Source organism: Streptomyces bugieae (genome assembly GCF_036352915.1).
In the GTDB taxonomy this organism is placed as follows: domain Bacteria; phylum Actinomycetota; class Actinomycetes; order Streptomycetales; family Streptomycetaceae; genus Streptomyces; species Streptomyces endophytica.
The window spans coordinates 1-478 of the sequence record NZ_JAZBJP010000117.1 but is presented as its reverse complement, the minus strand read 5'-3'; the positions used below and the strand labels follow the sequence as shown (position 1 = coordinate 478).

Here is a 478-nt window from a genome sequence, read left to right as displayed (position 1 = left end):
CCACGTATTTGCGCCGGGCGGGTGACGCGGCAAGTGCCGGGCGCAGCCGGCTCACCAGAATGAACGGCGCGGTCTGGTTGCACAGCTGCACTTCGAGCAACTCCATCGCGTCGACCTCGTGCACGCGTTGGGTCCAACTGTTCACCGACGCGGTATCGGGCAGCAGCCCACCCGCGTCAATGGCAGTCCCGGCCGCGATCCGCTCCGGCGAGGCGCTGCGGGCGGTCAGGGCCAGCTCGGTCAGCGCATGCGGGGCGGGGTGCTCGCCGAGACTCCCGGCCAAGGCATGCGGATGCGCGTCACTGACGTGGTCGAAGGTGACCACGTCCACCAAAGCCGGCGGCGGGGTGCGCTCAGCCTCCACCAGCGCGGCGTACGAGCCCGGCGGCCGGCTCCCCACCACCTGGCCCGCCGTCCTCGCCGACGCCCCGGTCACCGCCACCACCCCCACGAACGGCGAACTCCCCTACACCGAAGG

At 72.0% G+C, this 478-nt stretch carries 1 pseudogene; it reads right to left on the bottom strand.

The window, feature by feature from the left end:
• A pseudogene (locus tag V2J85_RS40455) lies at nt 1–325 on the bottom strand (short-chain dehydrogenase); the annotation flags it as partial.
• Nucleotides 326–478 lie beyond the last annotated feature (153 nt).